The sequence below is a fragment of the Pseudomonas sp. WC2 genome (genome assembly GCF_050586545.1).
Lineage (GTDB): Bacteria > Pseudomonadota > Gammaproteobacteria > Pseudomonadales > Pseudomonadaceae > Aquipseudomonas.
This window is the reverse complement of the sequence record NZ_JBOBDR010000001.1, coordinates 75391-88364: the sequence shown is the minus strand read 5'-3', so window position 1 is coordinate 88364 and position 12974 is coordinate 75391. Positions and strand designations below refer to the sequence as shown.

The window sequence follows — 12974 nt, the reverse complement described above, 5'->3', positions numbered from 1 at the left end:
TGTCCCACTGACCGGTGAACCCCATGCCCACCCCGCCCAACTCCGTGCGCAACGTGCTTTACATCATGTGCGACCAATTGCGCCGCGATTACCTGTCCTGCTACGGCCATCCCCATCTGCACACCCCGAACATCGATCGCCTCGCTGCGGCCGGCGTGCGTTTCAGCCGCGCCTACACCCAGGGCACGATTTGCGGCCCGTCGCGGATGTCGGCCTACACCGGGCGTTATGTCAGCAGCCATCAAGTGGCGTGGAACGCCGTGCCGTTGCCGCTGGAAGAACTGACCATCGGCGATTACCTGCGCCCTCACGGCATTCGCACCGCGCTGGTCGGCAAGACCCACGCGACGGCGAATATCGATGCCTTACAGCGACTGGCGATCAACCCCGACAGTGAGCAAGCCGAAATCCTCAACGAAGTCGGTTTCGAACCGTACATGCGCCACGACGGCATCTATCCCGACGATCCGCTGTTCGATGACAAACGCGAATCCGCGCCCTACACCCATTACCTGCGCGAGCAGGGTTTCGATGGCAAAAACCCTTGGCACGACTGGGCAAACGCCGCTGCAGGCGCGAACGGTGAAATCCTCAGCGGCTGGCAAATGCGTCATGCGAATTTGCCAGCACGAATTCCCGAGCAACACTCAGAGACTGTCTACACTACAAATCGAGCCATCGACTTCATCACCGAGCAAGGCGAGAAATCATGGTGTTTACACCTCTCTTACATCAAACCACACTGGCCTTACATCGTACCGGCTCCATACCACGCTTTGTACAGTACGAAATCGATTCTCGAACCGGTCCGCGCGACACCCTCCGAATCCAGCAAACACCCCGTATACACTGCCTTTCGCCAGCATGAGGAAAGTCTCAACTTCTCCCGTGATTCAGTACGATTGACTGTAATCCCCACGTACATGGGCCTGATCAAGCAAGTGGATGATCAGCTCGGGCGGCTGTTCGACTTTTTGCAGAGCAATGGACGCTGGGATGACACGCTTATCGTGTTCACCAGCGACCACGGCGACTTTCTGGGCGATCACTGGCTGGGCGAGAAAGAGTTCCTGCTGGAGCAGGCGGTGGGCGTGCCATTAATCGTTCGCGACCCTCGGGCGGCGGCGGATGTCACACGCGGGACGGTGGATGATCGGCTGGCGGAAACCATCGATGCGTTGCCGACATTCCTTGAAGCATTGGGGCTGCCGGACGCGGCGCATCGGCTCGAGGGGCGTTCGTTGATTCCACTTCTTCACGGAGAAAACCCGGACTGGCGCCGCTATGCGATCAGCGAATACGACTACGCGTTTCAAGCGCCGGCGCGCGAGCGACTGGGCCAACCGATCGATCGCTGCCGGATGACCATGGTGCGCAGCGAGCGCTGGAAATACCTGGCGTACGACGGTTTTCGACCGCAGCTGTTTGATCTGCTGAATGATCCGCAGGAGTTGCGTGATTTGGGTGATGAACCGGAGTTCGCGGCGGTGCGCGAGGAGCATGCGGGTTACTTGTTTGAGTGGGTGCGCGGGTTGAAGCGACGCACAACGATTAGCCATCAGGAGATTGATTTGCGTGGGCAGCGGTTTCGCTACGGTGAGCCGGGAACCGAGAAGGTCGTGCAGATCGGCGTGTGGTGAAAAGCATCGCTAGCAGGGCTAGCCCCCACAGGTTCTGCGTCGGTCACATCCTTTGTGTTCGACGCAAATCCATGTGGGAGCCAGCCCTGCTAGCGATGGGTCCCGATCAGACGCCGACGATGTCCGCGCCTTTGATGGTCTGGCTACGCTGCCCATTCGCGCCCACCGGCACCTCACCCTTCAACGTCACCCGACGCACCACCCGATCCTGAGTGCCGTAATCATCAATCGCATAATGCTGCGTCGAGCGGTTGTCCCAGATCGCCACATCACCGGCCTGCCAGCGCCAGCGCACGGTGTTTTCCTGGCGGATCACATGGCTCTGCAGCAATCCGAACAGATGCGCCGAATCCGCCTGCGAGTAACCCTTGATGCGTTTGACGAAATGCCCCAGCAGCAAGCTCTTCTCGCCGCTGATCGGGTGCACGCGCACCACTGGGTGCTCAGTTTCGTAAACGGTGGAGGTGAAGACCTTGCGATAGCGCTCAAGCTTCTCTGCCGAGACGTCCGGCTTGGCGCTGGCGTAGTCGTATTCGTTGCTGTGCACGGCGACCAGTTTGTCAGCCAGTTCACGCAGCTCGGTCGGCAAACCGTTGTACGCCGTGGCAGTGTTGGCCCACAAGGTGTCGCCGCCGAATGCAGGAGCCACCACCGAGCGCAGGATCGAGGCTTTCGGGTAGGCGTCGACGAAGGTCACGTCAGTGTGCCAGGAGTTGGCGCGCTGACCTTCAGCGCCGTCCAGTTCGAGCAGATAACGCGTGCCTTCACGGGACGGAACGGTCGGGTGCGCTACGGGCTCGCCGAGCAGATGGGCGAACGCTTCCTGACGCTGATCGTCGAGCTGAGTCTGTTCGCGGAAGAACACGACTTTGTATTGGATCAGTGCCTGTTGGATGGCTTCGACGGTGGCGGCGTCCAGTTCACCGGACAAGTGCACGCCACGAATCTCGGCGCCGATACGGCCGGCCACCGGATGAATCTCCAGCGCGTGGACAGCGGGTTTTACTGCGAGTGCGGCATTGCTCATGGGTAGACCCTCATCGACTGCTTACGGTTGGACGGCAGCGAAACATCGCTCTATCTATATTCCATTTACATCTAATAGATATTCACATGCTTCGTTGACGGAATAAGAGCTTGCATTTAAAACCTCTAGCAACCCTCGTCGCAAATGCCTTCGAGCTATTTTTAGGATGCCGGAAAAGCATATGGATCTTCGCCAGTTGCGTTACTTCATCGCCCTCAACGAACACCGCAGTTTTGTCCGCGCGGCGGACGCGATGGGCATCACTCAACCGGCGTTCAGCCGCAGTATCCAAGGGCTGGAGCAGGAGTTCGGCTGCGTCCTGGTGGATCGCGGCAACAAGGATTTGCGCCCTACGCCCGAGGGCCAAGTGGTGCTGCAACACGCCCTGAGCCTGGTGCAGGGCGCGGCGATGCTCAGCGCGGAAGTGACGCAGATGACCAAGCTCGATGCCGGCGAGGTGCACTTCGGTTGCGGCCCGGCGCCGGCAGTGAAACTGGTGCCGGATGCGGTGGCGCAATTCATCAATGCGCATCCGAAAGTGCGCACCTGTTTTCAGGTGGATAACTGGGAAAAACTCAGCCGCGCGTTAAGCCGCGAAGAGATTGAATTCTTCATTGCCGACATTCGCCATTTCGAGTCAGATCCGAACTTCCAGACTCAAGCGCTGACGCCCAAGCGCGGAGTGTTTTTCTGCCGCCCGGGACATCCGCTTCTGGCCAAGGAAAGCCTGTCGACCAACGACATGTTCGACTACCCGCTGGCGACCACACGGATCCCGCCGGGCATTCGCAAACTGCTGGCAAACCTCAGCGGCAGGATCGATTTTTCGCCGACCATCGAGACCGAGCATTTTCCGGCGCTGGTGAAAGTGGTGCTGCAATCGAACGCGATTGGCGTGGGGACGGAGGAGGCGTTTGTCGAGGACATTGCCAAGGGTTCGCTGGTGCTGCTGCACTGGCGTAATTTGCCGCAGAACCTGGAGAGCATGAATGCGCGGTGCGGGATCGTCAGCCGCACCGGATTCAGGTTGTCACCGGCGGCGCGGGCGATGATCGAGACGTTGGTAGCGGTGGATCGACAGGAAGTCAGCGTCGCGGTTTGAAGAGATCATTCCCACGCTCTGCGTGGGAATGATCGGCGTACGTTAGAGCTTGGCCGCGGCCAACTCAGGCACCACCCAGTCATTGACCTTGAACGGCTTGCGAATCAGCTTCTGCTGCGCCGCCAGATCAACCTTGTCCTGCAAGCTACCCAGGAACGCCGGATCCAGCGTCGACGGGAATACTTCGCTCAGCTTCTGATCTTTCAGATCTTCAGTGAGGATCACCGGCGGATAACTCGCCAGCCCCGACACCAACTGCACATACGCATCCTTGTTGCTGTCCTGCGTCAGCCACTCCACGGCCTGCTGCTGCGCCTTTAACAACTTCGCCACCGCTTCCGGATGCCCATCAACAAACTTGCCGCTGCCCACCAACACCGACTGCACACTGCCGGCTCCGCCCAAATCCTTGGTGTTCAACGGCAACTCGGCCAAGCCCTTGATTTGCAATGCCGCCAACCCGGAACTGCCCCACGACGCATCAATCTGCTTCGCCGCCAGTGCAGCGGTCGCGCCGGTAAAGTCGAGGTTAATGACCTTCAGATCCTTCTCGCTCAAGCCCTGACTGGCCAGCGCCGCGTCAAACGACAACTGCGTCGCGGTGCCCTTGAAGATCGCCACACGCTTGCCCTTCAGATCCTGCAAGGTCTTGATCCCGGAACCCGGCACCACGCCGAGATACTGCTTCACCCCACGCGCACCGGCATTTAGCAGCCGCGTATCGAGGCCGTTGGACTTGCCAATGATCGCCGCCAGATCCCCGAGATACGCCAGATCAACCTGACCGTTGGCAAACGCCTCATTGATCACCGGCCCCGCACCCTTGAAGAAATTCCACTGAATCTTGATGCCCTGATCGGCAAAGGCCTTTTCGAAGATCTGCTGATCACGCAGCACGTCGACCACACCGCCGCCACTGTGTTGAGTGCCGGCGCTCAGATCAGGCACGGCGATGCGGATCTCCTTCAGCTCATCGGCCTGCGCCGTCAGCGTGAGAAAACCCGCCAGCGCCGGGGCGGCAAACAGGCTGATGACACGTTTGAAAGGAAGGTTCATGGGTGCGGCTCCTTGATCAATACAGGCGTTAAGGAGCCGAAAGTAGGCCGAAGCACTACCTACCCTTAAATACTATAAAAGCACATTTTTATAGCTTTTAACGCTAAGCAAGCCACGCCGGGGCCTACAGCGGCGTATGCATTAACAGCATCGAAAATATTCTTCGAATGCATTGGATGCGCATGGGCTGGAAGCCCTAAATGGTCTGGCTTATCTCCAAATAGTATTGATTTGAATATTGTTAGATCAATTTTGCATACAGGTCTGTTTGCAACCCGACAACGGAGGTCACCCATGGCCCGTCAATCCTTGCTCAGCTTGCCGCTACCGGCGCCGCCACTGAAAAGCCGAGGCATTTCGCCAACCGTCAACCAACGCCTGTTGCCGTGGCTGCTGCCCATCGGCTTATTCGCCTTATGGTGGCTGGCCGCGCGCAATCAATGGATGAGCGAGCAGATCCTGCCGGCGCCATCGCTGGTGTGGAACAGTGCAGTCGAGCTTTCGCAAGGCGAGTTGTGGAGTCACTTATGGATTAGCCTGCAGCGCTTGTTCTGGGGCTTGCTCGCGGGGATTTCGGCGGGGGCGGTGCTCGGTGCAGCGCTGGGTTTCAGCCGACGTCTGGAGCGGTTGATTTTCCCGACCTTCGCCGGCCTGTCGCAGGTGCCGACGCTGGCGTGGATCCCCTTGTTCATGGTGTTTTTCGGCATCGGCGAAGTGCTGAAACTGGTTGTGCTGATCAAAGCCATCGTCGTCCCGGTGACCCTGCACACATTGGTCGGCGTTCGCGACGCACAGCCAAAACTGCGCGAAGCGGCCGCGGTTTTGCGTCTGCCGCCCCATCTGCTGATTCGTCGCCTGGTACTGCCCGCCGCCCTCCCCGCGTTCATGGCCGGGGTGCGTCTGGCGCTGGCCGCCGGCTGGACTTCTTTGCTGGCGGTTGAGCTGCTCGCCTCCAGCGAAGGCATCGGCTACTTGATGGTCTGGGCGCGCCAGCTGTTCATGCTCGACATCGTTTTCGTGTGCATCGTGGTCATCGGTTTGATCGGTGTCGCGATGGATCGCGGCATCGGTCTGCTGGACCGCAAACTGGTGCACTGGCCGCATCCCGCCACCGCCGAGATTCGTCGCGGCCCGCGCTATGAAGGCTGGCAGCGACTGCAACCGTGGCTGCTGCCGCTGAGCTTGGTCGCGTTGTGGCAACTGGCGAATGATCAGCAATGGGTCGATAACAACATTCTGGTCAGTCCGCTGGCCGTGTTGATTACGGCGTGGGACGGTCTGCTCGATGGCACGTTGATCAACGGCATGGCCCTGAGCCTGGGTCGCACCCTCGGCGGTTTGTTGCTGGGCGGCGGACTCGGTTTGGCCCTCGGCTTGCTGCTGGGCTTGTCACGCACCAGCGAACGTGTGCTCGGCCCGACCCTCGCCGCTCTCCGCCAGATCGCCATCTTCGCCTGGGTACCGCTGCTTACCGCATGGTTCGGTCTCGGCGAATTGGCCAAGTGGGTGTTCGTCGCCCTCGCCGCGTTCTTTCCGCTGTTTATCGCCACGCAACGCAGCGTCGCCAACCTCTCGCCGCAACTCAACGAAGCCGCTCAAGTCCTGCGCCTCAGCCTCGGCCAACGCTTGCGCCGGCTGGTGCTGCCGGGCGCCGCGCCGGGCATTTTCGCCGGTCTGCGCCTGAGCCTGATCTACGCCTGGCTCGGCACCATCGGCGCTGAATATTTCATGCCGTCCAATGGCGGCATCGGCAGCCAGATGATCGGCGCACAACAGCTGCTGCGCATGGACCTGATCATGGCCGGCATGCTCTTCGTCGGTCTCACCGGCGCCCTGCTCAACCTTATTGGCCAACGCCTGGAAATTCGCGCGACCCGCTGGAGACACGCATGAACGCACCGATTGTCAGTTTCAACCACGTAGGCAAATCCTTCGACGTCGACGGTTTCGAACTTGAGGCGATTCGCGAATTCAACCTGGACATCGCTGAGGGCGAATTCGTCGCCATCGTCGGCTCCAGCGGCTGCGGTAAATCGACATTGCTGCGCTTATTGGTCGGCCTTGATACGCAGTTTCGCGGACAGATCACGGTGGATGGCAAAGCCGTCAGCGGTATTGGCGGCGAGCGCGGCATTGTCTTTCAGGAACACCGTTTATTCCCGTGGCTGACCGTCGCCGACAACATCGGTTTGGGTCTGGTCAACGAGCCGCTGAGCGCGGCGCAAAAGCAAAAACGCATTGACGATTTCATCGATCTGGTCGGCCTGCGCGACTTCACCCGCGCCTATCCCCACCAGCTCTCCGGCGGCATGGCGCAGCGCGTGGCAATTGCTCGCGGCCTGGTGGCCAGCCCGCGCATTCTGCTGCTCGATGAACCCTTCGGCGCTCTCGACGCGCTGACCCGCCAGCAAATGCAGGACGAGCTGTTGGCGATCCGCGACCGCGCGAAAATCACCACGATCCTCGTCACCCACGACGTCGAAGAAGCGATCTTCCTCGCCGACCGCGTGGTGGTGATGGAGCCGCGTCCGGGGCGGATCAAGCAAGTGGTCGACATCGCCCTGGCGCACCCGCGCCAGCGCAGCAGTTTCGACTTCCATCAGTTGCGTGAAGAACTGCTGCACGAACTGACCAGTGATGACCATTACCAACCGAGCGTGCCGGTGCAGATCCGCGATCTGCCGCTGACGTTCATTGCCTGCTGAACAGGAGTTTCGCAATGCCGCAACGTCCCAACTTTCTGGTGATTCTGGCCGACGATCTCGGCTTCTCCGACATCGGTGCGTTCGGCGGCGAAATCGCCACGCCGCACCTCGATGCCTTGGCCAACAACGGCCTGCGTCTCACCGATTTCCATACCGCACCGACCTGCTCGCCGACCCGTTCGATGCTGCTCACCGGCACCGACCACCACATCGCCGGCATTGGCACCATGGCCGAAACGCTGACCCCGGATCTGATCGGCAAACCGGGTTACGAAGGCTATCTCAATGACCGCGTCGTCGCCCTGCCCGAGCTGTTGCGCGAGGCCGGTTATCAAACGTTGATGAGCGGCAAATGGCACCTCGGTTTGAAAGCCGAGCTGGCACCTCACGCGCGAGGTTTCGAGCGCTCGTTTTCGCTACTGCCGGGCGCGGCCAACCACTACGGTTTCGAGCCGACCTACGACGAGCAAACTCCTGGCCTGCTGAAGTCCACGCCGGCGCTGTACATCGAAGACGACACGTTTCTCGATGAGTTGCCGAAGGATTTCTATTCCTCCGATGCCTTTGGCGACAAGTTGCTGCAGTACCTCAAAGAACGCGACCAAACCCGGCCGTTCTTCGCTTACCTGCCGTTCTCTGCACCGCACTGGCCGTTGCAGGCGCCCGCTGACATCGTCGAGAAATACCGTGGTCGGTACGACGCCGGCCCGGAAGTGTTGCGCCTGGAGCGTCTGGAAAAACTCAAAGCCCTTGGATTGATCGAGCCGGACGTTGAGCCGCATCCGCTGATCCAGTTGACTCAGCAGTGGGACGCGTTAAGCGACGAGCAAAAGCAGATTTCCGCGCGGGCAATGGAGGTCTACGCAGCGATGGTCGAGCGCATGGACTGGAACATTGGTCGGGTGGTCGATTACCTGCGCCAGCAGGGCCAACTCGACAACACGTTCATCCTGTTCATGTCCGACAACGGTGCCGAAGGCGCGCTGCTCGAAGCCTTCCCGAAATTCGGTCCGGAACTGGTGACCTACCTCAGCCAGCACTACGACAACAGCCTCGACAACATTGGTAGGGCCAACTCTTACGTTTGGTATGGGCCGAACTGGGCACAGGTGGCGACCGCCCCGTCGCGGTTGTTCAAGGCGTTTACCACCGAAGGCGGGATTCGCGTGCCGGCGCTGTTGCACTATCCGCAACTGGCAATCAAAGGGCAGATCAGCCATGGTTTCGGCACGGTGATGGACATCACGCCGACGATTCTCGACCTCGCTGGCGTGCGTCATCCGGGCAAGCTCTGGCACGGCAAACCGGTGGCACCGTTGCGTGGTAAATCGTGGTTGGGATTCTTGTCGGGCGAGACCGCACAGGTGCATGACGAGCACACGGTGACGGGTTGGGAATTGTTCGGGCGACGGGCGATTCGCCAGGGCTCGTGGAAAGCGGTATGGATTCCCGGGCCAGTCGGGCCGGCGACCTGGCAGCTTTATGATTTGAGCAGTGATCCGGGGGAGATTCATGACCTGGCGTTGAGTCAGCCGGACAAGCTCAGCGCGTTAATCGGCCATTGGCAGCAGTATGTCGAGGAGACCGGGGTGATTCTCAGCGAGTCGCCTTTCCAGCCAGATTGATGCTGCCTGAAATGCCGCATTCGCGAGCGGGCTCGCTCCCACAGGGAACCGCATTCCAAATGTGGGAGCGAGCCTGCTCGCGAAGAGGCCTTTGCAGTCAACCGTTATGCCTGAGCGATACGCACTTCTTCCTGCGCAGCCGCATCTTTGCGAACAAACCGGTTCGCCCGCCCAAACGTCCCAAAATCATTAAACCGAACGCCCATCTCACGCATCACCTTATGCGCCACCGGCACGGTCATCTGGCGGATGTAAAACGGTTCTTTCACGACAAAATGATGGATCCCGTGGCTGCTGCCAAAGTTGAAGCAGAACGCCTGCAACGGCCACAACCACCAAGGATTCAACACCTGACACTGCTGCAGCACATTACCCAGTTCAACGTCCCCGTAGTAATGCATATTGGAACTGATGAAGTGCAGGCAAAACGTGCGCAATACGTTCGGACCGATGATCACCACCGCGGCGATGTCGATCACCTGCATCACCGACAACGTGGTCGCGGACCACTCGATCGGCGCGCCTAGCAGATACGCAATGCCATTGGCCGCATGAAACCCGAGAAACACATACCACGCGCCCCAATGCACCAACGCCAGCGGCGCGTAGACCTTCAGCGTGCGCTTGATGATGCTGAACTTGTGCGCCCAGGTCTTGGCCCGCAGCATGCGAATGAACGCCGACATGACGTTGTCGCCGACCATCAGCAACCGCGCAAAACCCCACGGCTCGCCGTTGGTGATCGCGCGTTCTTCCATGTCGGTTTCGGTGCCGGAAACCTTGTGGTGATTGAGGTGCAGATGGCGACGAATCCACGGATTGATCGTGCTCGGCCGCGCCAGCCACACCAGGCCCATCATCAAATTGTGCGGCACGCGTCGCTTGCGGAAATACATGCTGTGAATCAGGTCGTGCTCCAGCTCATGGGTCAGCGACGCAAAAAACGCGTTGAGCAACAGACAAACCCACCACGCCATGTGGCCGGTGATGTACAGCGACGCCGAGCCGATCATCCCGATCAGGGCAAAGGCCAGAATCCCCGCGCCCAGCGCATCCTGATGCTTGAGAATCGGGTAGCGCTCACGCAATTCGACGCCTTTGGCCAGCACCACTTCGCGAATATGCGCTGATCGCTGGGCCGCATTGTGTCGTTGGGGACTTGCAGAAGTACCGTCCATGCTTCCATCCTCGGGTTTATGATGTTCGCATCGTGCCTCGCCAGTGCTTCAATTGCGGTAGCCGAGAACGCCAACCTGTTGACCGGAAGCGCCAATCAGCATGAAGGAACCCACCTCCCTCGCCAGCTGGACCCGTGCCTTGCGCAAGCAACTTGATGCGCTGGGGCTGGACAGCATTGCCCTGTGCCAACAGGCCGGGCTCGACCCCAATTTGATGGACGATCCCAACGCGCGCTATCCACTGTCCGGCACCACACGGCTGTGGGAAATCGCCGTGCAGGTCAGCGGCGACCCGGCAATTGGTCTGCGCGTGTCGCGTTTCGTCAGCCCGACCACCTTCCATGCGCTCGGTTATGCGCTGGTCGCCAGCGGCAGCTTGCGTGAAGTGTTCGAGCGCATCGTGCGCTACCACCCGGTGGTCAGCGATGCGCTGGAACTGGAGCTGAGCCGCAACGACGACCGCTATCAATTTCGTCTGAAAATTCCGTCAGGCAATCCGGCGCCAGCCTTCGAAGCCATTGATGCGTTTACCGCGATCTACGTGCGCACCTGCCGCAATCGCCTTGGCCGCGATTACGCGCCGCTGGCGGTTTACCTGCGCCGGCCGGAGCCGAACGATGCGCAGCAATGGCACAAAGTCTTCCGCGCCCCGGTGCATTTCGGCTGTACCGAGGATCGTCTGGAGTTCGCCCTCACCGACTTCGACAGCCACCTCGACGACGCCAACCCGGAACTCGCCGAACACAACGAAGCGGTGCTCAAACGCACCATGGCCCAGCTCCAGCCGCTGACCTGGGAGCGCAAGGTGCGCGACGCCATCGAAGAACAATTGCCGGAAGGCGAACCGAGTGCCGAGCGGATTGCCCAGGCGCTGCACCTGAGTTTGCGCAGCCTGCAACGGCATCTGGCGGATGAGGGTTGTCGTTTTGATACGTTGTTGAACGAGAGCCGCGAGAATCTGGCGTTGCTGCACCTGCGCGATCCGCAGTGTTCGTTGAGTGAGGTGAGTTATCTGCTCGGGTTCGCCGATACCAGCAGCTTCAGCCGCGCGTTCAAGCGCTGGACGGGGATGACGCCGGGGCAGTTTCGCGATGGGTTGCGTTGATCGTCAGCCTTTAGCCAGGCTGCGTTCCATACCGGATGACCACTGTTCAATCATGGCAGCACCCATCTCGGCGAACGCGGGATGCCTTGTGCTGTACTCCGCTATTTCGCGCATTGCCACCTGCATACCGTTAGTAACTTGTTGCAGTAATTCATTGCAACGAGCCTCCGTCAGATTGCAGGCTGTCCGACCGAACCGCATCAGCATTTTGTGCTTGGGCCAAGCCTTCGAACCACCCAATAACAACGCCATACTGTCGTTCTTAATGTAGACCGAGGTAGTGATAATGTCGTAGGCAGGCGCGAGTCTGATTGACGATTCCTCACCACAGTCTTCGTACAGCACACCAAAATTTTTCAGATGCGCGTCGCCGTTTTTCAGGCCTGCGGACAACGCCACAATTTTGAAAAATGCTTCGAGTGCATGATTGAGCAGCGCAGGTGAAACAAACGCTTTGATCTGCCGGGCTGCGCCTTCGTAAGAACCGTCGTATTTGGCTTTCGACGGCCAACCGTTGAGCACGCAGAAGTCCTCAAAACCCAAGTAGCCCGAAGTGCTCAAATCAAAGCGCTGGATAACCAGAAACTTGCCATGTTCGCTGAGTTCGAACTTTGGCACTTCCAGCCCGCAGTGTTGCGCGGCACGCATGCAGAAGTATTCGTTGGTCGCCAAGTGCGGATATTCATCAGCCCGAAAAGCTTTGACCAAATGGGTCGATCCCCGATGCGTCAGACGATCAATCGCAGCCCCACTGTCACGTACCAGCACTTTAGGCTGCACCCCAGACACTCCGGAATACTGGCCATAGGTTTGCAACAGATCCTCAAACAAGCCTTGCGCACCATCGTGCACCAGCAGATCGGCCAGAGACGTTTCGGGCGGCCGATCAGTCATCGATGCGCTGGCAATGGATAACCGACCGAGCTGATAGGGGCCGACAATAGCCAGCAAAGCGAAGTCATCGAAGCCGCGAACCGCCTTACTGAAGCGCCGAACCAGCTCATCCCGAAGCGCGCCTTCGGGCAGATTCATCTCGAAAACCGGGTGGATGCCATGCTCCCAACCGTAACTTTCCAGCCGGGACGGCATTGTCAGTGACACGGCATTTTCAGCAGTGGCTGCTTCGCGGTAACTGAAGACGCTGTCGACTCGATCTTGCCCGCGCGCCAACGTTCCCACCGCTTGCCCGCCGACACAGACATTTAATCGATCTGACGACTCAGTCATGGAAGTTGACCTTTTGCAGCGTATCGAGTGTCGGTCGACGAGACTGACGCGGAACCGCAGTCAGCTCATAGCCAAACCCGTTGAGGATCGCTTCGACTTTGCGCAGGCCGATTTCCGAAATAGTGTTGTTTTCGATCCCCGAAATCGTCGCGCGGCTCATTCCATATTGCTGAGCCAGTGCCTGCTGAGTCATTTTGTTCGCCTTGCGCAGGGCTTTGATCAATTCGCCAAGCTGTTCCATTAAATTTCCTGCATCAAATACAGTGCAAATCGAAATATTTGCTTAATTTGCATCGCATTTGATGCAGT

General features: G+C 59.3%; 11 protein-coding genes. 6 read left to right on the top strand and 5 right to left on the bottom strand.

The window, feature by feature from the left end:
* Positions 1–23 precede the first annotated feature (23 nt).
* Positions 24–1640, top strand: a complete 1617-nt coding sequence (locus ACQ4OE_RS00400; protein WP_430945287.1) for an alkaline phosphatase family protein — start codon at positions 24–26, stop codon at positions 1638–1640.
* Positions 1641–1746: 106 nt separating this feature from the next.
* On the opposite strand, the gene ACQ4OE_RS00395 is transcribed toward ACQ4OE_RS00400, so the two are convergent.
* Positions 1747–2667, bottom strand: coding sequence for a TauD/TfdA dioxygenase family protein (locus ACQ4OE_RS00395; protein WP_008081764.1), 921 nt, complete (start codon positions 2665–2667; stop codon positions 1747–1749).
* Between the two features lie 181 nt (positions 2668–2848).
* Between ACQ4OE_RS00395 and ACQ4OE_RS00390 the strand changes: the two genes are divergently transcribed.
* On the top strand, positions 2849–3769 hold the full coding sequence (locus tag ACQ4OE_RS00390; protein WP_430945286.1) for a LysR family transcriptional regulator: 921 nt from the start codon (positions 2849–2851) through the stop codon (positions 3767–3769).
* Positions 3770–3811: 42 nt separating this feature from the next.
* Here ACQ4OE_RS00390 and ACQ4OE_RS00385 read toward each other — a convergent pair whose 3' ends face one another.
* The gene (locus ACQ4OE_RS00385; protein WP_430945285.1) at positions 3812–4825 is read right to left on the bottom strand and encodes an ABC transporter substrate-binding protein; all 1014 of its coding nucleotides are present in this window, start codon (positions 4823–4825) and stop codon (positions 3812–3814) included.
* Between the two features lie 294 nt (positions 4826–5119).
* Between ACQ4OE_RS00385 and ACQ4OE_RS00380 the strand changes: the two genes are divergently transcribed.
* Genes ACQ4OE_RS00380 through ACQ4OE_RS00370 form a run of 3 tightly spaced genes read left to right on the top strand, consistent with a single transcriptional unit; the run spans position 5120 to position 9155 of the window.
* Positions 5120–6718, top strand: a complete 1599-nt coding sequence (locus ACQ4OE_RS00380) for an ABC transporter permease (RefSeq protein ID WP_430945284.1) — start codon at positions 5120–5122, stop codon at positions 6716–6718.
* Positions 6715–7530, top strand: coding sequence for an ABC transporter ATP-binding protein (locus ACQ4OE_RS00375; RefSeq protein WP_430945283.1), 816 nt, complete (start codon positions 6715–6717; stop codon positions 7528–7530). The genes ACQ4OE_RS00380 and ACQ4OE_RS00375 overlap by 4 nt, the downstream gene beginning before the upstream one ends.
* 14 nt (positions 7531–7544) lie before the next feature.
* Complete coding sequence (locus ACQ4OE_RS00370; protein WP_430945282.1) at positions 7545–9155, top strand: arylsulfatase; 1611 nt, start codon at positions 7545–7547, stop codon at positions 9153–9155.
* Positions 9156–9259: 104 nt separating this feature from the next.
* Here ACQ4OE_RS00370 and ACQ4OE_RS00365 read toward each other — a convergent pair whose 3' ends face one another.
* Positions 9260–10333, bottom strand: a complete 1074-nt coding sequence (locus ACQ4OE_RS00365) for a fatty acid desaturase (RefSeq protein ID WP_430945281.1) — start codon at positions 10331–10333, stop codon at positions 9260–9262.
* A 100-nt stretch (positions 10334–10433) separates the two neighbouring features.
* Between ACQ4OE_RS00365 and ACQ4OE_RS00360 the strand changes: the two genes are divergently transcribed.
* Positions 10434–11438 (top strand): AraC family transcriptional regulator, encoded by a 1005-nt coding sequence (locus ACQ4OE_RS00360; protein WP_122594077.1) that lies wholly within the window; start codon positions 10434–10436, stop codon positions 11436–11438.
* A 3-nt stretch (positions 11439–11441) separates the two neighbouring features.
* Here ACQ4OE_RS00360 and ACQ4OE_RS00355 read toward each other — a convergent pair whose 3' ends face one another.
* Positions 11442–12665 (bottom strand): type II toxin-antitoxin system HipA family toxin, encoded by a 1224-nt coding sequence (locus ACQ4OE_RS00355; protein WP_430945280.1) that lies wholly within the window; start codon positions 12663–12665, stop codon positions 11442–11444.
* Positions 12658–12906, bottom strand: a complete 249-nt coding sequence (locus tag ACQ4OE_RS00350) for a helix-turn-helix domain-containing protein (RefSeq protein ID WP_007917667.1) — start codon at positions 12904–12906, stop codon at positions 12658–12660. Before ACQ4OE_RS00350 ends, ACQ4OE_RS00355 begins: the two co-directional genes overlap by 8 nt.
* Positions 12907–12974: the final 68 nt, after the last annotated feature.